The organism is Methylobacterium terrae (assembly GCF_003173755.1).
GTDB classification, from domain to species: Bacteria; Pseudomonadota; Alphaproteobacteria; order Rhizobiales; family Beijerinckiaceae; genus Methylobacterium; species Methylobacterium terrae.
The window spans coordinates 3,958,304-3,984,032 of the sequence record NZ_CP029553.1; the positions used below are offsets into that span (position 1 = coordinate 3,958,304).

Annotated in this window: 26 protein-coding genes and 1 riboswitch; of the genes, 13 read left to right on the top strand and 13 right to left on the bottom strand. The window is 71.8% G+C overall.

Annotated features, from left to right (window positions below; translation table 11 throughout):
- Positions 1 to 59 precede the first annotated feature (59 nt).
- The 5 genes from dprA to DK419_RS18330 form a co-directional block, all read right to left on the bottom strand.
- Complete coding sequence (gene dprA, locus DK419_RS18310; protein ID WP_109960357.1) at positions 60 to 1,247, bottom strand: DNA-processing protein DprA; 1,188 nt, start codon at positions 1,245 to 1,247, stop codon at positions 60 to 62.
- Between the two features lie 55 nt (positions 1,248 to 1,302).
- Positions 1,303 to 1,917 (bottom strand): glycerol-3-phosphate 1-O-acyltransferase PlsY, encoded by a 615-nt coding sequence (gene plsY / locus DK419_RS18315; protein ID WP_109960358.1) that lies wholly within the window; start codon positions 1,915 to 1,917, stop codon positions 1,303 to 1,305.
- Positions 1,914 to 3,212, bottom strand: a complete 1,299-nt coding sequence (locus DK419_RS18320) for a dihydroorotase (protein WP_109960359.1) — start codon at positions 3,210 to 3,212, stop codon at positions 1,914 to 1,916. The genes plsY and DK419_RS18320 overlap by 4 nt, the downstream gene beginning before the upstream one ends.
- Positions 3,209 to 3,616, bottom strand: a complete 408-nt coding sequence (locus DK419_RS18325) for an endonuclease domain-containing protein (protein ID WP_245442523.1) — start codon at positions 3,614 to 3,616, stop codon at positions 3,209 to 3,211. The genes DK419_RS18320 and DK419_RS18325 overlap by 4 nt, the downstream gene beginning before the upstream one ends.
- Before the next feature lie 236 nt (positions 3,617 to 3,852).
- Positions 3,853 to 4,800: an aspartate carbamoyltransferase catalytic subunit gene (locus tag DK419_RS18330; protein WP_109960361.1), complete on the bottom strand. Its 948-nt coding sequence runs from the start codon at positions 4,798 to 4,800 to the stop codon at positions 3,853 to 3,855.
- A gap of 188 nt (positions 4,801 to 4,988) precedes the next feature.
- On the opposite strand from DK419_RS18330, the gene topA reads away from it, so the two are divergent.
- Together topA and DK419_RS18340 are read left to right on the top strand one after the other, a co-directional pair.
- Positions 4,989 to 7,784, top strand: coding sequence for a type I DNA topoisomerase (gene topA, locus DK419_RS18335; RefSeq protein WP_109960362.1), 2,796 nt, complete (start codon positions 4,989 to 4,991; stop codon positions 7,782 to 7,784).
- A gap of 205 nt (positions 7,785 to 7,989) precedes the next feature.
- Entirely contained in the window at positions 7,990 to 9,300 is a 1,311-nt protein-coding gene (locus tag DK419_RS18340) for an MFS transporter (protein WP_109960363.1), read from the top strand.
- Here the strand turns inward: DK419_RS18340 and ruvX are convergent.
- Positions 9,222 to 9,722, bottom strand: coding sequence for a Holliday junction resolvase RuvX (gene ruvX, locus DK419_RS18345; protein ID WP_109960364.1), 501 nt, complete (start codon positions 9,720 to 9,722; stop codon positions 9,222 to 9,224). The genes DK419_RS18340 and ruvX overlap by 79 nt on opposite strands.
- 110 nt (positions 9,723 to 9,832) lie before the next feature.
- Here ruvX and DK419_RS18350 point away from each other — a divergent pair, with 110 nt between their 5' ends.
- The 10 genes from DK419_RS18350 to DK419_RS18395 all read left to right on the top strand — a co-directional run bounded on the left by DK419_RS18350 (position 9,833) and on the right by DK419_RS18395 (position 16,927).
- Positions 9,833 to 10,534 (top strand): metal-dependent hydrolase, encoded by a 702-nt coding sequence (locus tag DK419_RS18350; RefSeq protein ID WP_109960365.1) that lies wholly within the window; start codon positions 9,833 to 9,835, stop codon positions 10,532 to 10,534.
- A 158-nt stretch (positions 10,535 to 10,692) separates the two neighbouring features.
- Positions 10,693 to 11,238, top strand: coding sequence for a hypothetical protein (locus tag DK419_RS18355; protein WP_109960366.1), 546 nt, complete (start codon positions 10,693 to 10,695; stop codon positions 11,236 to 11,238).
- Positions 11,239 to 11,351: 113 nt separating this feature from the next.
- The gene (gatC, locus tag DK419_RS18360; RefSeq protein ID WP_048429481.1) at positions 11,352 to 11,639 is read left to right on the top strand and encodes an Asp-tRNA(Asn)/Glu-tRNA(Gln) amidotransferase subunit GatC; all 288 of its coding nucleotides are present in this window, start codon (positions 11,352 to 11,354) and stop codon (positions 11,637 to 11,639) included.
- Positions 11,640 to 11,690: 51 nt separating this feature from the next.
- A complete protein-coding gene (gene gatA / locus DK419_RS18365; RefSeq protein WP_208642216.1) occupies positions 11,691 to 13,220 on the top strand; it encodes an Asp-tRNA(Asn)/Glu-tRNA(Gln) amidotransferase subunit GatA in 1,530 nt (509 codons plus the stop codon).
- Positions 13,211 to 13,525, top strand: coding sequence for a hypothetical protein (locus DK419_RS18370; RefSeq protein ID WP_425352596.1), 315 nt, complete (start codon positions 13,211 to 13,213; stop codon positions 13,523 to 13,525). Before gatA ends, DK419_RS18370 begins: the two co-directional genes overlap by 10 nt.
- A 223-nt stretch (positions 13,526 to 13,748) precedes the next feature.
- Positions 13,749 to 15,221 carry an Asp-tRNA(Asn)/Glu-tRNA(Gln) amidotransferase subunit GatB gene (gene gatB / locus DK419_RS18375; RefSeq protein ID WP_109960367.1) on the top strand — a complete coding sequence of 491 codons (1,473 nt, stop codon included), beginning with the start codon at positions 13,749 to 13,751 and terminating at the stop codon, positions 15,219 to 15,221.
- Between the two features lie 533 nt (positions 15,222 to 15,754).
- On the top strand, positions 15,755 to 15,964 hold the full coding sequence (locus DK419_RS18380; protein ID WP_109960368.1) for a cold-shock protein: 210 nt from the start codon (positions 15,755 to 15,757) through the stop codon (positions 15,962 to 15,964).
- Positions 15,965 to 16,051: 87 nt separating this feature from the next.
- Complete coding sequence (locus DK419_RS18385) at positions 16,052 to 16,273, top strand: hypothetical protein (protein WP_109960369.1); 222 nt, start codon at positions 16,052 to 16,054, stop codon at positions 16,271 to 16,273.
- Positions 16,274 to 16,277: 4 nt separating this feature from the next.
- Entirely contained in the window at positions 16,278 to 16,661 is a 384-nt protein-coding gene (locus DK419_RS18390; RefSeq protein ID WP_208642217.1) for a DUF6481 family protein, read from the top strand.
- A 68-nt stretch (positions 16,662 to 16,729) separates the two neighbouring features.
- Complete coding sequence (locus DK419_RS18395) at positions 16,730 to 16,927, top strand: hypothetical protein (RefSeq protein WP_109960370.1); 198 nt, start codon at positions 16,730 to 16,732, stop codon at positions 16,925 to 16,927.
- A gap of 64 nt (positions 16,928 to 16,991) precedes the next feature.
- On the opposite strand, the gene DK419_RS18400 is transcribed toward DK419_RS18395, so the two are convergent.
- Positions 16,992 to 17,237: a hypothetical protein gene (locus tag DK419_RS18400; RefSeq protein ID WP_109960371.1), complete on the bottom strand. Its 246-nt coding sequence runs from the start codon at positions 17,235 to 17,237 to the stop codon at positions 16,992 to 16,994.
- Positions 17,238 to 17,599: 362 nt separating this feature from the next.
- Here DK419_RS18400 and DK419_RS18405 point away from each other — a divergent pair, with 362 nt between their 5' ends.
- On the top strand, positions 17,600 to 18,292 hold the full coding sequence (locus DK419_RS18405) for a DUF2490 domain-containing protein (RefSeq protein ID WP_109960372.1): 693 nt from the start codon (positions 17,600 to 17,602) through the stop codon (positions 18,290 to 18,292).
- Positions 18,293 to 18,438: 146 nt separating this feature from the next.
- On the opposite strand, the gene DK419_RS18410 is transcribed toward DK419_RS18405, so the two are convergent.
- The 6 genes from DK419_RS18410 to DK419_RS18435 form a co-directional block, all read right to left on the bottom strand.
- The gene (locus DK419_RS18410) at positions 18,439 to 19,521 is read right to left on the bottom strand and encodes an acetyltransferase domain-containing protein (RefSeq protein WP_208642367.1); all 1,083 of its coding nucleotides are present in this window, start codon (positions 19,519 to 19,521) and stop codon (positions 18,439 to 18,441) included.
- A 56-nt stretch (positions 19,522 to 19,577) separates the two neighbouring features.
- Positions 19,578 to 19,850 carry a hypothetical protein gene (locus DK419_RS18415; protein WP_109960374.1) on the bottom strand — a complete coding sequence of 91 codons (273 nt, stop codon included), beginning with the start codon at positions 19,848 to 19,850 and terminating at the stop codon, positions 19,578 to 19,580.
- Complete coding sequence (locus DK419_RS18420) at positions 19,850 to 21,976, bottom strand: TonB-dependent siderophore receptor (protein ID WP_425352675.1); 2,127 nt, start codon at positions 21,974 to 21,976, stop codon at positions 19,850 to 19,852. The genes DK419_RS18415 and DK419_RS18420 overlap by 1 nt, the downstream gene beginning before the upstream one ends.
- A 227-nt stretch (positions 21,977 to 22,203) precedes the next feature.
- Positions 22,204 to 22,412, bottom strand: a riboswitch (cobalamin riboswitch).
- Positions 22,413 to 22,514: 102 nt separating this feature from the next.
- The gene (locus DK419_RS18425) at positions 22,515 to 23,456 is read right to left on the bottom strand and encodes a TAXI family TRAP transporter solute-binding subunit (RefSeq protein ID WP_109960376.1); all 942 of its coding nucleotides are present in this window, start codon (positions 23,454 to 23,456) and stop codon (positions 22,515 to 22,517) included.
- Between the two features lie 175 nt (positions 23,457 to 23,631).
- The gene (locus tag DK419_RS18430; RefSeq protein WP_109960377.1) at positions 23,632 to 24,555 is read right to left on the bottom strand and encodes an SGNH/GDSL hydrolase family protein; all 924 of its coding nucleotides are present in this window, start codon (positions 24,553 to 24,555) and stop codon (positions 23,632 to 23,634) included.
- Positions 24,516 to 25,613, bottom strand: coding sequence for an OpgC family protein (locus DK419_RS18435; RefSeq protein WP_109960378.1), 1,098 nt, complete (start codon positions 25,611 to 25,613; stop codon positions 24,516 to 24,518). The genes DK419_RS18430 and DK419_RS18435 overlap by 40 nt, the downstream gene beginning before the upstream one ends.
- Positions 25,614 to 25,729 lie beyond the last annotated feature (116 nt).

Below are 25,729 nucleotides of genomic sequence, written 5' to 3' on the forward strand. Positions count from 1 at the left end.
GGGAAGCGCGCTATTCTGAAACGCCAACGAAAATCGTGGCGTAACCTCGTCAGCGCCTCTCACCGCAGCGACACCGCCCCACCTGGATGCCGCCAGATCTTCCCGTCGAGTTCCAATTCCATCAACAAGCCCTGGACCACCCGGGCCGACAGCCCGGCCTGCCGCGCCAGGGCATCGACCGGCACCGGCGACAGGCCGAGGAGCTCGAGCAGGATCGCCCGGTCGTCCTGGCGCACCGACGTCGGCGAAGCCTCATCGAGGGGTCGCTGCGCCGGCTCGGCCGCCATGGCGGTGACTGCTTCGGCGGAGAAGTCGATCTCGTCCCAGTACAGGGCCGGCTCGGGTCCGTCCGCCGCGTCCTCGGCCCCGGTCTCCGGGCCCGGCCCGCCGATCAGCGGCGCGAGCACCGCCATCACGTGCTCGGGCGCGGCGCAGAGGGTGGCGCCGTCGCGGATGAGGTCGTTGGTGCCCTCGGCCCGGGGGTCGAGGGGCGAGCCCGGCACCGCGAAGACCTCGCGGCCCTGCTCCAGGGCGAAGCGGGCGGTGATGAGCGAGCCGGAGCGGCGCGCCGCCTCGACCACGACGGTGCCGAGGGACAGCCCCGAGATGATGCGGTTGCGGCGCGGGAAGTCGCGGCCCCGCGGCTCCCAGCCCATCGGCATCTCGGCGACGACCGCGCCGCCGGACTCGAGGATGCGCGCGACCAGTTCCTCGTGCTCGGACGGGTAGATCCGGTCGTGCCCGCCGGCCAGCACCGCGACGGTGCCGGCCTGGAGCGCCGCCTTGTGCGCCCGGGCGTCGATGCCGCGCGCGAGCCCCGAGACGATCACCAGCCCCTCGTGGCCGAGCGCGTGCGACAGGCGCTCGGTGAAGGTGAGGCCGGCGGCCGACGCGTTGCGCGAGCCGACGATGGCGACGGCGGGGCGCTTCAGGCAGGCGGCCTCGCCGCGCAAGGCGATCATCGGCGGTGCGTCGGCGGTGGCCTGGAGCGGCAGGGGGTAATCCGGCTCGTCCATCGCCACGAAGCGGGCGCCGAGGCGGGCGGCGGCCGCGATCTCGCGCTCGGCCTCGGCCTTCGTGGTCACCCGGATCGGCTTTCCCCGGGCCTTGGCGAGGTCCGGCAGGGCCTTGAGCGCGGCGCCGGCGCCGCCGAAGCGGTTCACCAATCCCCGGAAGGTGCGCGGGCCGACGCCCTCCGAGCGGATCAGCCGGAGCCAGTCGAGCCGCTGCGCGTCGCTTAAGAGCAAGGCCCTCTCCCCTCGCAGGTTCGCCGAACCCTGGGTGAGGGCCTATGTCAGACCTTCAGCCCTTCTGCCCGATGCGCCCCTCGGTCCCCGCCGCGAGGCGACGGATATTGGGCGCGTGCTTCCACCATAGCAGCAGGGCGAGGATGCAGAACAGCACCGCGAGGTGCGATTGCCCGAAGGCCCACAGGGCGACCGGGGTGGCGGCCGACGCCGCCAGCGCCGAGGCCGAGGAGTAGCGCAGCAGGAATGCGAGGCCGAGCCAGATCACGGCGAAGACCGGCACCCCGAGCGGGAACAGGCCGAGCAGCACGCCGATGAAGGTGGCCACCCCCTTGCCGCCCTTGAAGCCGAGCCAGACCGGGAAGAGGTGGCCGAGGAAGGCGCCGAGGCCGGCGGCCAAAGCCGCCTCCTGCCCGCCGAGGCGGCCGGCGACGAGCACGGCGGCGGTGCCCTTCAGCGCGTCGCCGAGCAGCGTCGCGGCCGCCAGACCTTTTCGGCCGGTGCGCAGCACGTTGGTGGCGCCGATGTTGCCTGAGCCGATCGCCCGCACGTCGCCGAGGCCGGCGAGTCGCGTCAGGATCAGCCCGAAGGGAATCGCGCCGAAGAGGTAGCCGAGGCCGAGACCGAGGGCGACCTGGGTAAGACCGACCTGCGTCCAGTCCGGCGTCATCGGCGCGTCTCCTCGATACGGTGGACGATGCGGCCGGCGACCAGGGTGAGGGAGGCCTGTCCCTGCAGCCGCGCCTCGTCGAAGGGCGAGTTCTTCGAGCGCGACTTCAGCTGCCGCTTGTCGAGGACGTAAGGAGCGTCCGGGTCGATCAGAACGAGATCGGCGGGCGCGCCGGCGCCGAGGCGCCCGGTCTCGCGGCCGAGGACCCGCGAGGGTGCCGCCGAGAGGGCGGCGAGGAGCCGCGGCAGGGCGATGTCGCCGGCATGGACCAGCCGGAGCGCCGCCGCGAGCAGGGTCTCGATGCCGAGCGCCCCGTCGGCGGCCTCGGCGAAGGGCAGGCGCTTGGTCTCGACGTCCTGCGGGTTGTGATCGGAGACGATCACGTCGATCACGCCCTCGTTGAGCGCGGCCACCACGGCCTGGCGGTCGGCTTCCGTGCGCAGCGGCGGCGAGAGCTTGCAGAAGGTGCGGTAGTGGCCGATGTCGTTCTCGTTCAGCACCAGGTTGTTGACCGAGACGCCGCAGGTGACGGGCAGGCCCGCGTCCTTGGCTCGCCGCACGATCTCGACCGAGTCGGCGCACGAGATCATGGCGGCGTGGTAGCGCCCGCCGGTCAGGCGCACGAGGCGGATGTCGCGCTCGAGCAGGATCGTCTCGGCCTCCCGCGGGATGCCGTGCAGGCCGAGCCGCGAGGCCATCTCGCCCTCGTTCATCACCCCGTCGCCGACGAGCGTCGGCTCCTCGACGTGCTGCATCAGGAGCACGCCGAAGTCGCGGGCGTAGGTGAGCGCCCTGCGCATCACCTGGGCGTTGGTGACGGCCTTCAGCCCGTCCGTGAAGGCGACGGCGCCGGCCTCGGTGAGCAGGCCGAACTCGGTCATCACCTGGCCGGCCAGCCCCTTGGTGATCGCGGCGGCCGGCAGCACGTGGGTGCCGGCGGTGTCGCGCGCCCGCCGCAGCACGAAGTCGACGATCGCCGGCTCGTCGATCGGCGGGTTGGTGTCGGGCATGCACACGAGCGTGGTGACGCCGCCGGCGGCGGCCGCGGCGCTCGCGCTCGCGAGCGTCTCGCGGTGCTCGGCGCCCGGCTCGCCCACGAAGGCGCGAAGATCCACGAGGCCGGCGGTGAGCACCTGCCCGGCGCAGTCGATGACCTCGGCGCCCTCGGGCAGGGCGGCGGGGGTGCCCCAGTGAATGTCGGCGATCCGGCCCTCTCGGACGAGCACCGCGCCCGGGCCCTCGCGGCCGGTGGCGGGGTCGATCAGGTGGGCGTTGGTCAGGAGGAGTGTGGTCATGCGAGGCGGTCTGCGTTCGGCTGAGACGTAGTGATCCGGCGCTCGACCGCGGCGAGTACGGCGTCGAGCGCGAGTTGGGGGTTGCCGAGGAACGCGTCGTTCGAGAAGCGCATCATCTCGAAGGCCTGGCCACGAAGCCAGGCATCCCGGGCCGCGTCGCGCTTGCGGCGCTCGGCTGTCTCGTGCGGCTCGCCGTCCAGTTCGACGATCAGCCGGGCGGACGGGCAGAGGAAATCGACGATGTACGGGGTGATGGGGACCTGCCGTTTAAATTTATGCCCGGAGAGGCGGCCGGCGCGGACCTGGCTCCAGAACAGAGCTTCGGCGCGGGTGAGGAGGGAACGCTGGTCCTTGGCGAAATTCCTGAGGCGCCCGGACACCGGGTTTCGCTTCTCCTGCTCCACCCACCCCTCCTCAATCTCGCCGCCCCGCCCCCTCCCCCCTCTGCGGGGGAGGGTGCCCCACGGAGTGGGGCGGGAGAGGGGACGCCGCATCCGGATATGTCGCGACCGTGGTGACGGGCGCTCCCTGGATCAGCGTCGCGCTGCCCCTCTCCCGGCTCACTCCGTTCGCCACCCTCCCCCGCAGAGGGGGGAGGGTTCAGGCCGTGGCGCCCTTCCCTAATCTCACGCCAAATCAGTTACGCGTTCGGCAGGTGCGTCGCCAGCGCCTCCAGCACCGCCATCCGCACCGCGACCCCCATCTCGACCTGCTCCCGGATCAGCGACTGCGCGCCGTCGGCCACCTCGGACGAGATCTCGACGCCGCGGTTCATCGGGCCCGGATGCATCACGAGCGCGTCGGCCTTGGCGTGGCTCAGCTTGTCGCCGTCGAGGCCGAAATAGCGAAAATACTCCTTCACCGACGGCACGAAGGAGCCGTTCATCCGCTCGCGCTGGAGCCGCAGCATCATGACGATGTCGACGCCCGCGAGCCCCTTGCGCATGTCGGTGAAGACCTCGACGCCGAAGCGGGGCAGGCCCGGCGGCAGCAGGGTCGAGGGGCCGATCACCCGCACCCGGGCGCCGAGCGCCTGGAGCAGGATGATGTTCGAGCGCGCCACCCGCGAGTGCAGGACGTCGCCGCAGATCGCGACCTGGAGCCCCTCGATCCGGCCCTTGTTGCGGCGGATGGTGAGCGCGTCCAGCAGCGCCTGGGTCGGGTGCTCGTGGGCGCCGTCGCCGGCATTGACCACCGCGCAATCGACCTTGCGGGCGAGCAGGTGCACCGCGCCGGCCTGGTGGTGGCGCACCACGATGATGTCGGGGCGCATCGCGTTGAGGGTTGCCGCGGTGTCGATCAGGGTCTCGCCCTTCTTCACCGACGAGGAGGCGACCGACATGTTCATCACGTCGGCGCCGAGGCGCTTGCCGGCCAGCTCGAACGAGGACTGGGTCCGGGTCGAGGGCTCGAAGAACAGGTTGATCTGGGTGCGCCCGCGCAGCGTCGTGCGCTTCTTCTCGACCTGGCGGCTGATCTCGACGGCCTCGTCGGCACGGTCGAGGAGCGCCCCGATGTCGAGGGGCGAGAGGCCCTCGATGCCGAGGAGGTGGCGGTGCGGGAAGCCGGGGGGTGCCTGGGTGCTCATCCTGAGCCGAGGGCTATAGGAGCCGCGGAAGCGGGCCGCAAGGATGGCTTGCACCGGTCCTCGGTATTTGACAACCGCCGCGTCATCACCCACTTGTCCGCTTCGCCGCGCGACAACCCGCGCCGGCCGCCCCGCACAAGTTGAAGCCCGATCTGCCGCGGTGTGCTCTTCGAAGAGGCAGCCCGTCCATGAAAGTCGTCGTCGTCGAGTCGCCGGCCAAAGCCAAGACGATCAATAAATACCTCGGCAGCGACTACGAGGTGCTGGCCTCGTTCGGGCATATCCGGGATCTTCCGGCGAAGGACGGCTCGGTCGATCCCGAGCAGGACTTCCACATGCTGTGGGAGCTGGAGGATCGCGGGGCCAAGCGCGTCGCCGAGATCGCGAAGGCCATGAAGGGCGCCGACAAACTGATCCTGGCGACCGACCCGGATCGCGAGGGCGAGGCGATCTCCTGGCACGTGCTGGAGGCGCTGCACGCCAAGAAGGTGCTCAAGGACATCCCCGTCGAGCGCGTCACCTTCAACGCGATCACCAAGGACGCGGTCGCGACCGCGATGGCCCAGCCGCGGGCGATCGACCAGGCCCTCGTCGACGCCTACCTGGCGCGGCGCGCGCTCGATTACCTCGTCGGCTTCAACCTCTCGCCGGTCCTGTGGCGCAAGCTGCCCGGCGCCCGCTCGGCCGGCCGGGTGCAGTCGGTGGCGCTCCGCCTCGTCTGCGACCGCGAGCGCGAGATCGAGACCTTCAAGCCGCGCGAATACTGGTCGATCGTCGCGACGCTGAAGACCGCGAAGGGCGCGGTGTTCGAGGCCCGCCTCGTCGGCGCCGACGGCAAGCGGATCCAGCGCCTCGACGTCGGCAATGCGGAGGAGGCGGAGGCCTTCCGGCGCGACCTGGAGCTCGCGACCTTCACGGTCGCCTCGGTGGAGGCGAAGCCCGCCAAGCGCCATCCCCAGCCGCCCTTCACCACCTCGACGCTGCAGCAGGAGGCCTCGCGCAAGCTCGGCCTCGCCCCGGCCCAGACCATGCGGGTGGCCCAGCGGCTCTACGAGGGCATCGAGATCGGCGGCGAGACCGTCGGCCTCATCACCTACATGCGGACCGACGGCGTCGACATGGCGCCGGAGGCGGTCGCCCAGGCGCGCCAGGTGATCGGCGCCGAGTACGGCGACGCCTACGTGCCGGGCGCGCCCCGCAAGTACAGCGTCAAGGCCAAGAACGCCCAGGAAGCCCACGAGGCGGTGCGCCCGACCGATCTCGGCCGGCTGCCGAAGGACGTCGCGCGCTACCTCGAGCCCGAGCAGGCCAAGCTCTACGAGCTGATCTGGACCCGCACTGTGGCGAGCCAGATGGAATCGGCGGAACTCGAGCGCACCACGGTCGAGATCGCCGCCCAGGTCGGCCCGCGCCGCATCGACCTGCGCGCGACCGGCCAGGTGGTGAAGTTCGACGGCTTCCTCACCCTCTACCAGGAGGGCAAGGACGACGAGGAGGACGAGGAGTCCCGCCGCCTGCCGCCGATGTCCACCGGCGACGCGCTGACCCGCGAGCGCATCGCCGCGACCCAGCACTTCACCGAGCCGCCGCCGCGCTACTCCGAGGCGAGCCTGGTCAAGCGGATGGAGGAGCTCGGCATCGGCCGGCCCTCGACCTACGCCGCCGTGCTGCAGGTCCTGCGCGACCGCGAATACGTCAAGATCGACAAGAAGCGCCTGGTGCCGGAGGACAAGGGCCGGATCGTCACCGGCTTCCTCGAGAGCTTCTTCCGCCGCTACGTCGAGTACGACTTCACCGCCGACCTCGAGTCGCAGCTCGACCGGGTCTCGAACGCCGAGATCGACTGGCGCGCGGTGCTCCGCGATTTCTGGCGCGACTTCTCCGCGGCGATCGCCGGCACCAAGGAGCTGCGCACGACGGAAGTGCTGGAGGCGCTCAACGGGCTGCTCGCCGAGCACATCTTCCCGGCCAAGGCCGACGGCGCGAACCCGCGCGCCTGCCCGAACTGCGCGGGCGGCCAGCTCTCGCTCAAGCTCGGCAAGTTCGGCGCCTTCGTCGGCTGCTCGAACTATCCGGAGTGCAAGTACACCCGCCAGCTCAACGCCACCGGCCTCGACGGCGACGGCGAGGGGGCCGGCGAGGGCGGCCAGCCCGGCGTGCGGGTGCTCGGCGACGATCCCGAGACCGGCCTGCCGGTGACGCTGCGCGACGGCCGCTTCGGCCCGTTCCTGCAGCTCGGCGAGGCTTCGGCCGAGAAGGGGGCGGAGAAGCCCAAGCGCTCCTCCCTGCCCAAGGGCCTGTCGCCGTCGGCGGTCGATCTCGAGAAGGCCCTGAAGCTGCTCTCGCTGCCGCGCGAGGTGGCGCGCCACCCGGAGACCGGCGAGCCGATCCTGGCCAATATCGGCCGCTACGGGCCCTACGTGCAGCACGGCAAGACCTACGCCAATCTCGGCAAGGACGACGACGTGCTGGAAGTGGGCGCCAACCGCGCCATCGACCTGATCGTCCAGAAGGAGCAGGGCGGCGGGCGTCCGGCGCAGGATCCGGGCCGCCTGATCGGCACCGCGCCGGACAGCGGCAAGCCGGTCACCGTCAAGGCCGGCCGCTACGGCGCTTACGTCACCGACGGCGAGATCAACGCGACCCTGCCGAAGGGGGCCGACGCCGAAGCGGTGACCCTCGAGGAGGCCCTGCGCCTGATCGCGGCGCGCCGCGAGGCCGGCGGCGGCACGAAGAAGAAGGCGGGCGCGCGGAAGGCCCCCGCCAGGACGGCGAAGGCCAAGGCGACGAAGGCGGAGGCCGACGCGTCCGGGGGCGAGGCCGGCACCGCCAAGCCGGCGGCCCGCAAGGCCGCGGCCAAGAGCACGGCGGCCAAGAGCATGGCGACCAAGAGCACGGCGACCAAGAGCACGGCGACCAAGAGCACGGCGACGAAGGCCGCCGCCAAGAAGGCGCCGGCGAAGAAGAGCGCGGCGGGCGAGTAGGGCGGCGCGGAGGCACCGTCCTGCCCCGCACGGGCGCGGCGGGCCTCCTCGCTCCGAATGGGCAGGGCCGCCCTGGAAACCCGGGCCGGTCCCCGACGCGTCGCGTCCCCCGCTCCCACCGGGGATTGCACCGCAAGAACCGGGTTTCCGCCCCTGGCCGATCCCGGGCACGGTCCCGCCCACCTCCCGCCGGACCACCCCCGCCATGTCCCACACCCCCCTGCCCCACACCCCCCTGCCGCCCGCCTTCACGCGCCTCGCCGCCGCCAACCTCGCGGCGCAATCCGCCGAGCAGATCGCACTCGCGGCGATCCCCATCGTGGCGGTGCTCGGGCTCGGGGCGCAGGAGGGCGAGGCGGGGCTGCTCCAAACCGCGCTCACCCTGCCCTTCCTGATCGCGGCGATTCCGGCGGGGCTGCTGGCCGACCGGCTGCCGCGGCGCGGCCTGATGGCGACGGCCGAACTCCTGCGGGCCGCCGCCCTCGCGACGATCCTGGTCCTGGCGGTCCTCGGCCAGGCGAGCTGGCCGCTTCTCGCCGGCCTCGGCTTCCTGTCGGCCTGCGGCACGGTGGTGTTCAGCGTCGCGGGTCCCGCCCTGGTGCCGGCGCTGGTGCCGCCGGCCGCGCTTGGGGCCGCCAATGCCCGCATCGAGCTCGCCCGGACGGTCGCCTTCGCGGGCGGGCCGGCGCTCGGCGGTGCGCTCGTCGGCTGGACCGGCGCAGGCCCGGCCTTCGCGGTGGCGGTGGCGCTCTCCCTCGCGGCGGCGCTCGCGCTCGCAAGGATCGCCGAGCCGCCGCGGCCGGCCGTCGCCCGGCGCCACCCCTGGCGCGAGATCCGCGAGGGCGCCGCCTTCGCGGTCCGTCATCCGCTGCTGCGGCCGGTGCTCGCGACGCAGGTGGTGTTCAACACCGCGTTCTTCCTGCTGCTCGCGGCGTTCGTGCCTTACGCAGCGCGCCACCTGCGGCTCGACGCCGCCGGCATCGGGGTGGTCCTGGGGCTCTACGGGTTCGGCATGATGGTGGGCGCGCTCCTCGCACCCGCGATCCTGCGCCGCCTGCCCTTCGGCCGCGTCGTCGGCATCGGCCCGCTCGCGGGGCTGTCGGCCTCCGCCGCGGTGGCGCTGACGATCCCGGTGCCGAGCGCAGGCCTCGCCGGATTCGGCCTCTTTCTCCTCGGCGCCGGCCCGATCCTGTGGGTGATCAGCACCACGACCCTGCGCCAGGCGGTGACGCCGGCCCCGCTTCTCGGCCGGGTCTCGGGCCTCAGCGTGATGACGCAAGGGGCCCGGCCCGTCGGCGCGGCGCTCGCCGCCCTGGTCGGGGGTCTGTCCGGCGCGGAGGCCTGCCTCGTCCTGGCGGTCGTGGTCTTCGCGCTCCAGGCGCTCCTGATCTGGACCTCGCCGGCGGTGCGGCTCGCGCACCTGCCGGCGGGCCCGGATCACGGGTCCGACCCGTCGTCCTCGTCCTCGCCCTCGCGCAGCCCGTCCAGCACGTCGAGGCAGCCCTGCAGGATGTAGGCGGCGGCGAGCTTGTCGACGAGTTCGCCGCGGCGCGCCCGCGAGGCGTCCGCTTCGAGCAGGGTGCGGGTGACCGCCGCCGTCGACAGGCGCTCGTCCCAGAACAGCACCGGCAGGGGCAGGATGGGCTTGAGGTTGCGCACGAAGGCCCGGGTGGACTGCACCCGCGGGCCCTCGCTGCCGTCCATGTTGAGCGGCAGCCCGACCACCAGCCCGCCGACCGCGTGCTTCGTCGCGATGGCCGAGAGCGCCGCGGCGTCGGGGGTGAACTTCACCCGCTTGATCGTCTCGAGCGGCGAGGCGATCCGGCGCTGCACGTCCGAGAGGGCAAGCCCGATGGTCTTGGTGCCGAGGTCGAGCCCAAGCAGGCGGGCGCCGCCGCGGGACTCGGCCGCGAAGGCCGCGATCGTCTCCCGGTTCACGGCCGGCCTCCGCGCATTAGGTAGGCGGGGCCGGCCCCGCCCCGCCGCCGCGTCGGGGCGGCCGGCCGCCGCTTCCCGCCATCAAGCCTCACTCGCCCGGAGATCGTCCGATGCGCATCACCTGGTTCGGCCATTCCGCCTTCCGCCTCGATTTCGGGTCCGCTCACGTGTTGATCGATCCGTTCTTCAGCGGCAACCCGGCCTTCGAGGGCGACCGCAAGGCGGCGACCGCGGGCGCGACCCACATCCTGATCACCCACGGCCACGGCGACCATGTCGGCGACACGGTCGAGATCGCCGCCGAGACCGGCGCCAAGGTGGTCACCAACTACGACCTGTGCATGTGGCTGGCCTCGAAGGGCGTGACCCAGTTCGAGCCGATGAACACCGGCGGCACCGTCGATGTCGGGGGTTTCCGGGTCAGCCTGGTGCGGGCCGACCACTCCGCTGGCATGAGCGAGGCCGGGGTGACGGTGCCGCTGGGACTCCCGAACGGCGTGATCGTGCGCGCCGAGGGTGAGCCGACGGTCTACCACATGGGCGACACCGACATCTTCGGCGACATGGCGCTGATCCAGGAGATCTACCGCCCCGACGTGCTGATGGTACCGGTCGGCGACCGCTTCACCATGGGGGCCGACACCGCGGCGCTCGCGGTCAGGCGCTTCTTCCAGCCCAAGGCCGTGATCCCCTGCCACTACGGCTCCTTCCCGATCGTCGACCCGAGCGCCGACCGCTTCGTCGCCGCCCTCGACGGCAGCGGCGTGCAGGTGATCGTGCCGCACAAGGGCACCGCCGTCACGGTGCAATAGGCGTCGGTCGGCGAAGCCCAGCGGATGCCCTCCCCCGGGGCGGCCGACGCGGCGGCGCACGGTCGCCGACGTTAGGGTTAACGAAAGGTTGAGATGGCGCGGCCGGGCCGGCGGGATTAACAAATCGTTAACCTGCCGTTCCCGCGCACGAGGTCGCCGTGGCTGCCGTCATCCTTCCCTTCGCGCTCGCCACCGGACGACAGGTGCGGGCCCCGGCGCAGGATCCGACCCCGCGCCCGCAGGGCTGGATGACCCTCGACCTCGACGGCGCGGTGAGCCCGCTGCGGGGGGCGCTGCCCCGCGCCGCCGGGACCTTCGACCGGGCACCCGGCCTCCCGGCCAAGCGGCGCGTCCCGGCCCAGGCCATCCTGGCGATCGGCCGCCGGATCCGCCGGGCGGCGAACACCCCGCACGTCCGGGCGGTGCCGGACGCGGTCCCGGCCCGGACCATCCTCCAGGCGCCGCAGGCCGCGACCGAAGCGCCTCAGGCCGCAGCCGAAGCGCCGCGAACGAGCGTCCGACCGCCGGCGCGCCCGCGGATGCCGCGCAAGCACAAGCTGATGCTGGTGACCGCCGTGGCGGTGCTCTACACCGGCGGCCTGGAGGCGCGCCGGCACTGGAAGCCGCGGGCGGTGCTGATCGAGGCGCCGCACGCCCGGACCCACGCCATCGCGGCGCTCCCGGCGCGGATGCCGGCGGCCTGACGCCCCGGGCGCCCGTTGCGGCAGCGCGAAAGCCGGTGCTATAGCGCCCCGCGGCCGTCGACAGGCCGCCGGGTCGCGGGACCCGGTTCCTCGTGAGTCCGAACGGAGTGTCCATGTCGGTCGACGCCAAGACGGTCCGGCGCATCGCGCACCTGGCGCGGATCGCGGTCACCGACGAGGAGGTGGCGCCGCTCCAGGACGAGCTCAACGCCATCCTGTCCTTCGTCGAGCAGCTCGACGCGGTCGACGTGTCGGGCGTCGAGCCGATGACCTCGGTGACCCCGATGGCGATGAAGAGCCGCGAGGACGTGATCACCGACGGCGGACACGCCCGCGAGATCGTGTTCAACGCACCGCTGACCGAGGACAACTATTTCGTGGTGCCGAAGGTCGTCGAGTAGCCTCCGCGCACCCCGCGAGGACACTCGCGCGAGACCGACGCGACTGCACCCATGGCGGCCGACGGGCCCCGACAGAACGAGACGACCGTGAGCACCAAGCCGGCAGAGCTGACCGACCTCACCCTGGCGCAGGCCCGCGACGGCCTGCGGGCGAAGGAGTTCTCCGCCCGCGAGCTGGCCCAGGCCCATATCGACGCGATCGAGAAGGCGCGGGTGCTCAACGCCTACCTGCTCGAGACGCCCGACCGGGCGCTCGCGATGGCCGAGGTCGCCGACCAGAAGCTCGCCGCCGGCGAGGCGCGCCCCCTCGAGGGCCTGCCGCTCGGCATCAAGGACCTGTTCTGCACCCACGGGGTCGCCACCACGGCGGGCTCGAAGATCCTCGAGGGCTTCCAGCCGCACTACGAATCCACCGTCACCCACAACCTGTGGCGCGACGGCGCGGTGATGCTCGGCAAGCTCAACCTCGACGAGTTCGCCATGGGCTCGTCGAACGAGACCAGCGCCTACGGCCCGGTGATCTCGCCCTGGCGCAGGCAGGGTGACGAGACCAAGCTGGTGCCCGGCGGCTCGTCGGGCGGCTCGGCCGCCGCGGTCGCCGCCCGGCTGTGCCTGGGCGCCACCGCCACCGACACCGGCGGCTCGATCCGCCAGCCGGCGGCCTTCACCGGCACCGTCGGCATCAAGCCGACCTACGGCCGCTGCTCGCGCTGGGGCACCGTCGCCTTCGCGTCGTCTCTCGACCAGGCCGGGCCGATCGCCCGCACGGTGCGCGACACCGCGATCCTGCTGACCTCGATGTCCGGGCACGACGACAAGGACACGACGTCCGTCGACCTGCCCGTGCCCGACTTCGAGGCGGCGGTGAACCGCGGCGTCAAGGGCCTGACCATCGGCATCCCGAAGGAGTACCGGGTCGAGGGCATGCCGGCCGAGATCGAGCGGCTGTGGCAGCAGGGCGCCGAGTGGCTGCGCGCGGCCGGCGCCAAGGTGGTCGAGGTCTCGCTGCCGCACACCCGGTATGCCCTGCCGGCCTACTACATCGTGGCGCCGGCCGAGGCCTCCTCGAACCTCGCCCGCTACGACGGCGTGCGCTACGGCCTGCGGGTTCCGGGGAAGGACATCGCCGGGATGTACGAGGCGACCCGCGCCGCCGGCTTCGGCCGCGAGGTCAAGCGCCGGGTCATGATCGGCACCTACGTGCTCTCGGCCGGCTACTACGACGCCTACTACGTCCGGGCGCAGAAGATCCGCACGCTGATCAAGCGCGACTTCGAGGAGGTCTACGCCTCGGGCGTCGACGCGATCCTGACGCCCACCACCCCGTCCGCCGCCTTCGGGTTCGGCGAGAAGGCCAAGGCCGATCCGGTCGAGATGTACCTCCTCGACGTGTTCACCGTGACGGTGAACATGGCGGGTCTCCCCGGCCTCGCGGTGCCGGCGGGGCTCGACGCGCAAGGATTGCCGCTCGGCCTCCAGCTGATCGGCCGTCCCTTCGACGAGGAGACGCTGTTCGCCGCGGGCCAGGTCATCGAGGAGGCGGCCGGCCGCATCGCCCTGCCGCGGGCGTGGTGGGCGTGAACCACCCGACCGTCCCCTACTACCCGCCATCCGTCTGGATCCTGGCGGCCTTCGATCCGGTGCTGATCGGGCTCGCGCTCTTTCTCGGCTGGAAGGCGGACCAGTTCGGCAAGGTGGTGCTCGTCGCGATGATCGCGCTCGTCGCCTCGGTGCTGGTCTCCTGGGTGCTGACCGGCATCGGGGTGCCGTGGCCGGCGCCGATCGGGCGGGAACTCCCGACCTTCTTCCCCGTCCGCACCGGCGCGGCGCTGATCTACGCGATCATCGGCTACTCCGCCCGGCGGGTGATCGCGCCGCGCGCTTGACGCGCTTGACCGGCTGGCGCCACCCTTCCTACTAGGCTCAACCCACCCCCCTCTCCCGTGCGGGAGAGGGGCCGGGGGTGAGGGTGGCACGTTTCAGCATCAAGCGCTGAGCGTCGTCCTGGCGGCGGAACAGTCTGAGTTCGACCTCAGAACCGCAGCACCCTCACCCCCCGCCCCTCTCCCACACGGGAGAGGGGAGGAATCGCGAGAATCCGAGACCCTTATGAACGCTCCCGTGAACCCCAAGAAGCTGATCAAGGGCGCGCTGGGCGACTGGGAGGTGGTGATCGGCATGGAGATCCATGCCCAGGTCACCAGCCGCTCGAAGCTGTTCTCCGGCGCGCCGACCGCCTTCGGGGCCGAACCGAACGACAACGTCTCGCTGGTCGATGCCGCGATGCCCGGCATGCTGCCGGTGATCAACCGCGAATGCGTCGCGCAGGCGGTGCGTACCGGCCTCGGCCTCAAGGCCCAGATCAACCACCGCTCGGTGTTCGACCGGAAGAACTACTTCTACCCGGACCTGCCCCAGGGCTACCAGATCAGCCAGTACAAGAGCCCTATCGTCGGCGAGGGCGAGGTGCTGGTCGATCTCCCCGACGGCGAGAGCATCCGGGTCGGGATCGAGCGCCTGCACCTCGAGCAGGATGCCGGCAAGTCGCTGCACGACCAGTCGCCCACGATGAGCTTCGTCGACCTCAACCGGTCGGGCGTGGCGCTGATGGAGATCGTCTCGAAGCCGGACCTGCGCTCGTCGGAGGAGGCCAAGGCCTACGTGACGAAGCTGCGCACCATCCTGCGCTACCTTGGCACCTGCGACGGCGACATGGAGAAGGGGAATCTCCGCGCCGACGTGAACGTCTCGGTGCGCAAGGTCGGCGACCCCTTCGGCACCCGCTGCGAGATCAAGAACGTCAACTCGATCCGCTTCATCGGTCAGGCGATCGAGGTCGAGGCCCGGCGCCAGATCGCGATCATCGAGGATGGCGGCACGGTCGACCAGGAGACCCGCCTGTTCGACCCGAACAAGGGCGAGACGCGCTCGATGCGCTCCAAGGAGGAGGCGCACGACTACCGCTACTTCCCCGATCCGGACCTCTTGCCGCTCGAATTCGACCAGGCCTTCGTCGATCGCCTGGCCGCCGGCCTGCCGGAACTGCCCGACGCCAAGAAGGCCCGCTTCATCGACGCCTACGGCCTCTCGGCCTACGACGCGACGGTGCTGGTGGCCGAGCGAACTTCTGCCGACTACTTCGAGGCGGTGGCCAAGGGCCGCGACGGCAAGATCGCGGCGAACTGGGTCATCAACGAGCTGTTCGGCCGCCTGAACAAGGAGGGCAAGGGCATCGAGGACAGCCCGGTCTCGGCGGATCAGCTCGGCGCGATCGTCGACCTCATCGGCGACGGCACCATCTCGGGCAAGATCGCCAAGGACGTGTTCGAGATCGTCTGGAGCGAGGACGGCGACCCGCGCGGGATCGTCGAGAGCCGCGGCCTGCGCCAGGTCACCGACACCGGCGCGATCGAGGCGGCGATCGACCAGATCATCGCCGCCAACCCCGACAAGGTCGAGCAGGCCAAGGCGAAGCCCACCCTGCTCGGCTGGTTCGTCGGCCAGACCATGAAGGCCACCGGCGGCAAGGCCAACCCGGCGGCGGTCAACGCGCTCCTGAAGGCGAAGCTCGGCATTGAGTGAGGGGCGACGCCCCTCCCCGCCCGTGCGGGGCTGTTCGGGAAGAAGATGAGGGCGCAGGTCTCCCTCCCTCGCACGGGAGGGGCGGGACCTGCGCCCTTCCCGTATCCAGGATGGCCGCGCCGCTCCCGGGCGGCGGACGGAGGCGGGGGCATCCGCCCGGACGCGTGGCCCGCCTGACCGGACGCGCGGGCGGCTTTCCGGCGGCCGGCGCCCGGCATGGGTTTGCCGATGCCGGCCAGCGCCTTAGCGGATAAATCCGAAGCGGTTTTCCGGCCCCTCGGCGTTAATTCTGTCGCCGATGAACCGCACGCTCGAGAGATATTATCAAAATGTTTTGCGGCTTCGCTTGCGATAAGAAGCCTTTTGATTTATTGGAAATACGTCGATTTTTGGCCTGATCACCGAGCCTCTCCGCCGCCTTCACGCTGGCGCACGCTCTGCCACTCTCTCCAAACCTGTCGATTGAATCGAGCCTCGGCACCGCTGACCGCGCACCGAGCTCTCAGAGACGCTTGCAGACAATGGATACGACGATGAGCATCGGTACCGTGAAGTGGTTCAACGTCCAGAAGGGTTTCGGCTTCATCCAGCCGGATGACGGCGGCAAGGACGTGTTCGTCCACATCTCCGCCGTCGAGCGGGCCGGCATGCAGACCCTGGCCGAGGGCCAGAAGGTCTCCTACGAGATGGAGACCGACCGTCGCAGCGGCAAGCAATCCGCCGGCAACCTGCGCGCGGCGTAGATCCACGACAGCGAGATGCGGATGGGTTCATCCGCGTCTCCCGCCCTGCGCGCGAGGCGCGGGTTCGATCTCCAACGGAAGCATTGAGTGAATTTTACTTTCAGCGCGAATTCATCGTCCCACGACGCGGCGGTCGAGCCGTCCACGTTCCAGGTCGGGCAGATCTGGCAGCAGGTCGGCGACCGGCCCCGCGACGTCAGCCACCTGATCGACCGCACCTACCGCTACCACTCGGTCCGCGAGCTGCACTGGCACCTCGCCGATCGCTTCGCGCGCCCGATCCGCTCGCTCGTGCTGAGCCGGGTCTGACCGCATGGGCAAGTTCAAGGACGCCCCCCTCGGCGATCGCCTGGGCTCGGCCGCCGCGGCCCGCCAGGCCATGCTGGGCCGTTTCCAGGCCCGCCGCGGCACGGACGATCCGCAGGTCGCGGCCCGGCGCGCCGCGCGCGAGGCCGTGGCCGCGGCGCGCACCCTCCGCCTGGCCGGGCGCGAGGCCGAGCGGGCGGCGCAGGAGGCCGCGCGGATCGCCCGGGAGGCCGAGGCGGACGCGGAGCAGGCCCGCCAGCGCGAGATCGCCGCCGCCGAGGAGACGCAGCGCGCCGCCGAGGCCGCGCTGACGGCCGAGGCCCGGCTCGCCGAGCAGAAGGCCGCGCGCGATGCCCGCTACGCGGCGCGCAAGGCCCGCCAGCGCGGCTGAGCGGACGTCGCCCCGCGCCGGTGGAGCCTCGGCGCGCGGCGGACCGTCAATCCCGGAGGAAGCGATCGATGTTGCACAAGTTCAAGATCCACCAGCGGGTGCAGATGGTCCGGTCGGGGTCGTCCGACGCGCTCGCGAGCGACATCGACGTCTTCGAGGTGGTGCGGCTGATGCCGGAGGACCGCAGCGGCGAGGCCGCCTACCGGATCCGGTCGCCGAAGGGCGAACGCGCGGTCCGCGAGAGCGAGATCGTCGCCCTGCGCTGAACCTGCAAGCGCGGCAGGCCCGGTCGCGGGCCTGCCGGACGTCACTGCGGGGTCAGGCCGCAGCTCAGTTGCAGCCTTCCTTGTGGACGGTCTTGGAATTGCCCATCCCGTCCTCCTTGTGGACGGTCTTCGAGCCGCAATCGACGCTGCCCGTGGTGATGTCGCGATGCTCGACGACGCCCTCGCGATGCTCCACCGCGATGCCGGGCGCCCGGTCGCGATGAATCACGGTGGTCTCCTCGGCCATCGCCGAGACGGAGAAGCCGGCCAGGATGACAGCCGCCGCGCCGGCAGCGAAGACAGTTCGCATTGGAAGTCTCCTCAGTTCTTGTAGAGCTAACAACATCGATCCCCAGAGGTGAGTTCCGGGTTTCCGGAGCCCCTGCGGATGCGAGTAGCCTGCGAGACATCATTCCTCTCTAGGACGGCACCGCCAAGGCTCGCCCGGCGCGCGCGCGACCGGCGATAGACTGTCGAAGGACGGCCATCGGCCGACCGATCGGGGGCCGCGCCGCGCGGGCCGCAGCCGGCCGGCCGCAGCGGCGGAATCTCGGCGGGCGCCGGCCATGGAAAGCCGCGACCGCTCGTCGTAACCTCCCGGAAACATCCCGGCGGGAACGATCGTCGCCGCACCCCGCCTGCCGCCGCGGCGCAACTCCCGATGGACGCAGCATGACCGTGGCCGGACGTCCGCTCTCCCTCCTGTCGGCCCTCTGGCTCGCGGCTTCGAGCCTGCCGGCGGCGGCGCAGGTCGATCACGACGGGCAGATCTGGATCAACGCCACGGCCTCCGGCGGCGTCGGGTCGTTCGCCTACTTCGCCGAGGTGCAGCCGCGCATCGGTGACGGCCTCTCGCGGCTCGAGCAGCTCATCGTGCGGCCGGCCGTCGGCTGGAAGATCGGCGACGCGGTCACCCTGTACCAGGGCTACGCCCGGGTGGAGAACTCGCCGGCGGGCGCACGCGCCTTCTCGGAGGACCGCAGCTTCCAGCAGCTCGGCTGGGAGATCGGGACGTTCGACGGCGTGACGTTGTCGTCCCGCACCCGGTTCGAGCAGCGCTTCCAGACCAACGGGCGCGACACGGGCTTGCGCCTGCGCCAGATGCTGCGCGCCGCCCTGCCGCTGACCGGGGAGAAGACGGGCGTCGCGGCCGTGGCCTGGACCGAGGCGTTCGTCGCGCTCAACGGCACCGATTGGGGCGCGCGGGCCGGCTTCGACCGCCTCCGCACCTTCGTCGGGCTGGAACTGCCGCTCGCCGGCCGATCGACGCTCGAGTTCGGCTACGTGAACCAGACGGTGAACGCGCCGGGGTCCCGGGGCACGATGGATCACATCGTGTCGGTGAACCTGTTCGTGCGCCAGTGACGGGCTCGTTGCGGCGGTGACGGGCCGGCTTCGCGGGACGCCCCTCGGCATTGAGTCTCGATCCTCGCCGTCATCCCGGAGCCCTCGCGGCGGATGCCGGGGTGACGAGGGAGCGCGCAACGACCGCCGAGGGAGCGGGAGAGCCCCTACAGATAGCGCAGCACCGGATGCCGCCCCTGCCGCTTCATCCCCACCATCCACCGGCAGGCCGCGTAGAGCGGCAGGCTCATGAGCGCTCCGATCAGCCAGAGCTGCGCCGGCGCGCCGGCCTCGACGCGCCCCGAGCTTCCGAGGCCAAGGCCGAGGACGAGCGCGAGGTGATAGACCCCGCGCAGCAGCCAGAGGTGCACGAGGTAGAAGAACAGAGGCGCACCGCCGAACACCCGCAGCCCGCCGAGCCGGGCCGCCGGCAGCGCCTCGAACAGGGCGAGGAGCCAGAGCCCGAGGCCCAGGGTCGCTAGCAGGAAATCGGCCGAGGGCGGGTACTTGGTGACGTTCAGGAACGACAGGACCGTCGCCCCGAGCGTGGCCCCGTCCTGCCACGGTGTCGGGTCGCCGTAGCCGTTGAGCCCGCGCAAGGCCAGGAACCCGGCGAAAGCCGCCGCCCCGAGGGCGAGGAGCCGGTGGCGCCGGACCCCCGCATCCAGGGAGAACCACGGCCCGAGGACGTAGCCCGCCGCCGCGACGCCGATCCAGGGCAGCACCGGGTAGGAGGTGCGGGCCGCCCCGCCCCAGGGCAGGTCGATGAAGCCGCGCTGGTGCAGGATCGACCAGAGGACGTAGCCGGGCTGGCCCGGCGCGAGGACGATCCCGTCGAGGAGGTTGTGGCCGAGCATGATCGCGAGCGCCACCGCCGCGAGGGCCGGGCGCGGCAGCCGGATGAGGCCCGCCAGGGCCACCATGGCGAGGCCGATCGCCCAGATCACCTGCAGGTAGAGGATCAGCGGCAGGAGGCTGCCGGTCCAGGCGAGGTTCACCAGCGTGACCTCGAGCGCGATCAGGAACAGCCCGCGGGTGAGGAGGAAGCGCGAGGCCGCCCCAATCCCGTGCTTGCCGGCGTAGAGGCTGGCCGACAGGCCGGTGAGCAGCAGGAAGACCGGCGCGCAGAGATGCGAGGTCAGCCGCGTCGCCGCCAGGTCTTGGGCGGTGACCGCGAGGTCGATCGGGTCGCGGACCTGGGCGTGGTAGAAGAAGAACTCGCGGGTATGGTCGACGAGCATCAGGAGCATGACGAGGCCGCGCAGGGCATCGATCGAGCCGATGCGCGCGGGTTTGTCCGATGCCGTCACGACGCGCCCTCGCTGGCGAGCCGCGAGAGCAGCCGGCGCACGTCCGGCGGCGTCCAGACCCGGCCGCCGCGCGGCTTGGCGACGCCCTGCCGGGTCAGGGAGGCGGCGATGGTCTCGGGCGTCGCGCCCGCCTCCCCGGCGATGGCGGCCAGCGTCGGCGCGAGGTCCTGGCGGTAGCGGCGGGCGCGGGCCGCCGCCGCGTCGCGGCCGGCATCGCCCTTGCGGATCGCGGCGGCTCGGATCTCGGCCTCGCGAATGGCGCGCCGCATCAGAACCGCACCGACACGGTGCCGGTGAACCGGCGCGGCGCGCCCGGGAAGACCCGCAGGGTGCTCAGCGACGAGGCGTAGTAGGTGGTGTCGAACACGTTCTCGACGTTCAGGCCGAAGCGGAAGTTCTCCCAGCGGTAATAGGCGAGCGCGTCGACCGCGATGTAGCCCGGCAGCCGGAAGGCGCCGCCATTGGCGTCGCCCGCCCGCTCGCCGACCGCGCGCACGCCGCCGCCGATGCCAAAGCCCTTCCAGGGCCCCTCCTGCGCCTCGTGGACGGCGAGCAGGCTGCCGCTGTGGCGCGGCACGTTGATCAGCGGGGCCCCGACCGGCAGCACGTTGTCCTTGGTGACGACCGCGTCGGCGAAGACGTAGCCGGCCAGGATCTTGACGTCCGGCGAGAGCTGGCCGGCGGCCGTGAACTCGAAGCCCTGGCTGCGGACCGCGCCGGCGGCGAGGGAGAACCCGGTGTTGTTGGGATCGGGCGTGAGCACGTTCTGGCGCTCGACCCGGAAGGCGGCGCCGGTGAGGCTCAGGGCGCCCCCGAACAGGTCGAGCTTGGTGCCGACCTCGTAGCCGAGGCCGGTCTCGGGCGCAAACGGCCCGCGGAACGACGAGGCGGCGGCGTCGGGCCCGATATTGGGCCGGAAGCTCGTGCCGACATTGGCGTAGAGCGCGAGTTCCGGCAGCGGCTGGTAGACGAGGCCGGCCCGCGGCGTCGCGGCGAAGTAGGTCTGGTCGGTCCGGACGCCGGTGGTGCGCTCGCGGAACGACTGCTCGAAGAAATCGAAGCGCGTGCCGAGGAGCGCCTTCCATTCGGGAGAGAGCGCGATCTGGTCCTGGGCGTAGAGCGCGGTGTTGGTGATCCGCTCGACGCCGTTGGTCTGGAAGGCGAAGGGCGGGGCCGGCTGGCCGTAGACCGGGTTGTAGATGTCGAGGGAATACGGGTTCTGCTGGAAGCGCGAGCGGACCTGCTGGTAGCGGCCGTCGGTGCTCTCGCGCTCGAAGCCGAGCAGCAGGGTGTGGCCGAACCCGGCGGTATCGAAGCGTCCGACTAGCTCGGCCTGGCCGAGGGCGACGTCGGCGCTGTAATTGCGGAAGTTGCGGTCGCGCAGGACAGTGCGGTTGTCGGCCGCCAGGCGGCGCACCTCCACCGCCTCGCCGACGAGCGAGTTGGAGTTGAGGTAGGTCGCGAGCCGCAATTGCCAGTCGGCGTCGAAGCGGTGGTCGACCCGGATCTGCATCGAGTCGTTGGACTGATCGATGCTCTGGCCCGGCTCGCCGAGGAAGCGCGAGATCGGCAGGAATCCGAGCCGGTTGTTGATCGCGATGACGCCGCGGTCGAAGACCGCGCGGTTCCTCAGGAACTCGGTCTCGACCGTGACCTTCGTGTCGGGCGTGACCTGCCAGCTCACGACCGGGGCGACGAAGAGCCGGTCGCCGTCGACGAAATCGCGAAAGCTGTTCTGGCGACCGGCGGCGAGGTTGAAGCGGTAGAGGAGCGTGCCGTCCTCGTTGAGGGCGCCGCCGGAATCGACCGTGCCGCGGAACTCCTCGAACGAGCCCCAGAGCCCGCCCATCTCGACGAAGCGCTCGCGCGTCGGCTGCTTGGTGATGATGTTGACGAGCCCGCCCGGGTCGCTGCGCCCGAACAGGCCGCCGCCGGGGCCCTTCAGCACCTCGATCCGCTCGACGTTCTGGGTGTCGGGCGGCGGCGGGAAGCCCCGGTTGAGCGGAAAGCCGTTCTTGTACAGCTCCGAGGTGGTCACGCCGCGGATGGCGTAGCTGAAGATGGTCAGGCCACCGAAATTGTTCTGCTGCGCGACGCCCGGCGTGTAGGTCAGGACCCGGTCGACGCGGGTGGCGGCGAGGTCGGTGATGACCTCGCGCGGGGCGACCGTCACGACCTGCGGCACGTCGCGCTGGGGCGTGTCGGTCTTGGTGCTGCTCACCGCCCGGTCGGCGCGAAAGCCCGGGGTCGGGCCGACCAGCCCGATCGCGCCGGCGGCGACGGTCGGGATCGCGGACGAGCCCGGCGCGGGATTGCGCGGGCCCTCGACCACCACCTCGTCGAGGGCGATGCTCTCCTGGGCCCGCGCGGCGGGCGCCCCGAGGCCGAGGGCCACGGCGCCGGCCAGGGCCCCGGTCGTGCGGGCGCGGCGGGACTTTGCGGAAGCGGGGCGATGCAGCGGCGAACGGCGATTCACGACACACTCGAGGTTGCCGCGTCGGCGACCCGGGCGAGCGGCGGGGTGGCGCATTTCGCGCGGCAGCCCCGAGCGCTCCCCGGGCCCACTGCCCGCGGATACGTGACCGCGCCGGCAGGCGCGCACCAAGGCAGGTCTCTACCCAAGACAGGTCTCTACCCAAGGCAGGTATCCTGGCTCGCGGATCAGTCGCTCCCGCCTGGCCTTCCCGGTGCGGCGCACCAGTGGCCGTCGGCGGCGGAAGCTCTCCGCTCACAGTTGCGGGGGCAGCCTCGGCCTCGCTCCGCGAGGAGCTCACCGAATTCCCTCTTCGCCCCGGGCCGTCGCCCGGGGAACCTTGGCGGAAATCAGAATGGCAGCCCGCCTGCCGCAGCGCAACACAGCAGAAACGAAACGTAATAATGTTGCACAGGCTGTGTCGCCATGGACACACCGGCCTCGAGGTCTGCGGACGGGCTCAGGGGCCGCGCAGGAACGCGGCGGTTGCCGGGTGCAGCCACTCTGCCGGCACCGCGTCCTTCAGGTCGCGCGGGTCGCTCGGCCGCTCGTTCGGGAGCAGGCGGGCGAGGACGGGCTTCGCCCGGTCGACCGCCGCGACGAGACGGGCGACCACCGCTTGGTCGAGGCCGGGTCGGCCGAGGACGAAGCTCCACGACCCCACGGTCTCGATCGCCTCGCCCTGGCTCGGGAAGGTACCGGCCGGCACCGTGATGCGCCGCAGGGACGGGCTCGCGGCCAGGGTCGCGCCGATCGCGGTCGCGGAGGGCCCGAGGAAGCGGGCTCCGCCCGGTGCCTCGGCCATCGTCCGGAAGCCCGGCCAGCCGGTGCCGCCGCCGAACAGGGCCGCGGCCCGTCCGTCACGCACCATCGTCGGGCCGTCGCCGGCGTGATCGAGGAGGATCGGAGAGATGTCGCGCTCCGGGTCGAGGCCGGAGCCGCGCAGGACCGTGCGGGCCATGGCGGTGAGGCCGGAGCTGCGCGTGCCGAGTGCCACCGGCCGGCCGCGCAGGTCGTCGACGCTGCGGACCGGGCTGTCGGCCGGCACCACGAACAGGCCCGGCGCCGCGTAGACCGGGGCGACCACGGTGATCGCCGGGCCGGCGCCCTGCCCCGCCAGCGCCTCGTAGGCGTACTCGCCCTGGACGAGGCCGAGATCGACCTGCGCCTCGCGCAGGAGGACGAGGTTCTCGGTCGAGCCCTTGCTGGCGCGCAGGTCGAGGATGAGGTCCGGATCGACCTCGCGGAGCGCCGCCGCCAGCGCCGCGCCGTAGGCTGGGAACCCGCCGCCGGGCGTCGCGGTGGCGAGGACGAGGCGCAGGGGCTCGGCGGCGCGGGAGGCGGGCGGGGAGAGCAGGAGACCGGCGCAGGACGCGGCGGCGATCAGCCAGGGTTTCAGCATGCGGTCGCGTCCTGCGTCGTTCCGGCGGCGCCGTGATCCTCCGCCTCGGTCCGGGCTCCGCCTCGCGGCCCCGGACTGAGGCGGAGGGTGCGGACACCGTCGCGGGAGACCCGCGGATGCCTGGACGGGCGGCGGGTCCCGGAACCGACGTCGTGGTGGAAGAGGAGGCTCGCCCTCAATGCGCCGGCGCCGGCGCCGCGGGCGCCGCGATGTCCGGCTGGAGCAGCGAGACGGTGATCGCCCGGGTGACGTGCTCGGCCATGCAGCGATAGCCGAGATCGGCGAGGCGGAAGCCCGCGCCGGCCTGCGCCGTGTCGCCCTTGAGGGCGCTGATCGCCCGCGTGGCGAGGTAGCGCATCGCCTCGTAGCGCTGCACCAGCGGCACCTGCTCGCGCTCGGCGACCTTCTGGATCGCCTGGACGAACTGGCGGTAATAGTCGTCCTTGGCGAGGCTCGCGGTGTACTGGGGATCGACCAGCACCACGTCGATGCCGTGCGACTTGATCCAGGCCACGGTCTCGGCCAGCGACTGCGAGAACTCGTCGATGTCGACGCGGGCGAGCGCGTCGTTGCCGCCGACCTGCCAGACCACGAGGTCGGGCTCGATCTCGGCGACCTGGTTGCGCAGGCGCTCCGCCGCCCCGAAGGCGATCTCGCCGGAGACGCCGCGGCTCTCCACCGTCACCTCGATGTCGGGCAGGGAGCGGGTGAGCGCGTCCTCGAGGCGGACGGGATAGGTCGCCGCGGTGCCGATGCCGCCGGAATTGGAGCCGATCGTCAGCACCTGGACGGCCCGGTGCTCGCGCAGCGCCTTCTTCACCGCCTTGAGCTTGGCGAGCGTGTAGAGCTTGGAGCCCGGCACCCGGCACTCGGGCGAGAGGCTGGGATCGGGCGCGTCCGGGCCCGGTGCGGTGGCCTGGAGCGCCGGGATCTCGGCCAGGGCCGGCTGGGCGGGTGCCGGAACGGCCTGGGTCGTGGCCGGGCCTTGGGACTGGGCTCCCTGGGGTTGGGGCGCTTGCGTCGATTGCGCCAGCGCGAGGCAGGACGCCATGGCGAGGCTCACGCCGCCGAGGAGGGCCGGGGGGAGCGAGAGCGCCATTCGACGAACCATGCCGTGAAGGAGAGTGAGGCCAGCCCGCATCCTACGACAAAGACGTCGGTCGCGAAACCTCCCCCGGTCCAGAAACGAATCAGTTGTGCACCGAGGCTGGCGACCGATCCGACCGAGAACACCGCCAGCGAATTGCGCCCGAGCCCGGCGAGCTGGTCCGTGAGCCAGCGCGCCCGGGGCTGGACGAGGCCGAACACCGCCTGGAACGCGAGCATCACACCCAGGAAGTGCACCAGCCGGGCGGGCGAGAGGTAGGACTTGTCGAAGATGAACAGGAGCCGCGGCTCCGGCACCGCGAGAGGGTCGGGCCGCAGGTTGAACCAGGACAGGACCGCGCCGACGAGCACGATGACGATGCCGAGCGGCATCAGCCGGCGCCGCCAGGCCAGGAACCGCTCCGAGCTGCGCCGCCATTCGTGCGCGGCAAAGCCCAGCACCAGCAGCAATTGCCAGCACAGCGGGTTGAAGAACCAGTGGCCCTCCACCGGCCAGCTCGGGATGTTGATCTCGAACACCAGGCTGACGGCGTAGAGCGCGACGGAGAGACCGATCGCCAGGCCGAGATGCACCCGCGACAGGAGCACGAAGGCCGGGGCGAGGCCGAGCAGCACGACGTAGAGCGGCAGGATGTTGAAGAACCCGAGCTGGTGCAGCAGCGTGACCCAGCCGACGGTGGCCTGGATCGGGTCGCTGAAGATCGGTCCGGCATTGTGCCACTCCACGAGCAGCGGGTTGTCGAGGTAGAGCGCGGCGCCGGCCAGCATCGCGAGCGCGATCGCCGTGATGACGAGCTGCGCCCGGTAGACCTCGACCATGCGCGAGAGCAGCCGCAGCACCGTGCGGAGCGCCGGCTCCGGCACGCCGTCGCGCCCGCGGGTGGCGATGCCGATCGACCAGCCGGCCAGGAACACGAACAGCTCGGCCGCGTCCGAGATCCCGTACTGGGAATAGGTGTAGTTCTGGAAGACGTTGCCCGGGATGTGATTGATGAAGATCGTGATCAGGGCGATGCCGCGCCAGAAGTCGACCGCATTCGCTGCACGCATGTGGCTCGTGGTCCCTCTTGCCGGTCTTGCGGGCTGCCGCGGCCGGGGCGGAAGCGCGCGAGGCTGACATCTAGCGCATGGCTCGGCGGCCCGCGCGGCCGAACCGGCCGCTCCGG